Origin of the sequence: Algoriphagus lacus, assembly GCF_003583985.1 — a bacterium.
GTDB lineage: Bacteria > Bacteroidota > Bacteroidia > Cytophagales > Cyclobacteriaceae > Algoriphagus > Algoriphagus lacus.
In genome coordinates, this window is the sequence record NZ_QXML01000039.1 from 1 (window position 1) to 866 (window position 866).

Genomic DNA, 866 nt, shown 5'->3' on the forward strand with positions numbered 1-866 from the left:
TGACTGCAGCAACATCGGGTCAAACACCGTAACGCTGACCGTAACGGATGTGAACGGCAACTCGGCTACAGGCACCGCCACGGTAACCGTGGAGGACAAGCTTGCTCCGGTGGTAACTACCAGAAACCTCACGATCCAACTGGATGCGACTGGAACCGCCAGCATCACGGCAGCCCAGCTGAACAACGGGAGTTCGGATGCCTGCGGAATAGCGAGTCTGACGTTGAGCAAATCAACCTTTGACTGCAGCAACATCGGGTCAAACACCGTAACGCTGACTGTAACGGACGTGAACGGCAATACCGCAACGGGCACCGCCACGGTAACCGTGGAGGACAAGCTTGCTCCGGTTCCTTCACAAACTCAATTGCCGGTGATCACAGCAGTTTGCAGTCTTGACACGCTGACTCCGCCAACGGCCACAGACAACTGCCAGGGAACCCTGGTTGCGACTACCGCCAGGGTTCTGCCGATTAGCGAAAGCACCGTTGTGACCTGGATATTTACAGATCCAAACGGAAACCAGACGGAACAGACCCAGGAGGTTAGGATTGTAGATGAAACAGCTCCGGAAATCACGGAAGTGCCGGAGGATTTTGAGGTGATTCTTTACAGTGACATGCCTTACGTGATGCCTGACTTTACACAAATTGCCGCAGCATCGGACAATTGTAAGCTGGTCAGTTTTACCCAAACCCCTCTGCCGGGTACAGTTTACTCCCAGCCGGGAGAAGTGGTGGTTACGTTGACGGCAAGAGACAGTTTTGATAATGAGACGAAGGTCAGCTTCACCATCACGCTGAGCAACCGACTGATTATTGGGCTGGAAAATCCGGAGATGATCACTGTTCCATGGAATACTCCTC

Annotated in this window: 1 pseudogene; it reads left to right on the forward strand. The window is 53.3% G+C overall.

Annotation, left to right across the window (positions count from 1 at the left end):
• A pseudogene (locus tag D0X99_RS20480) lies at positions 1-866 on the forward strand (hypothetical protein); the annotation flags it as partial.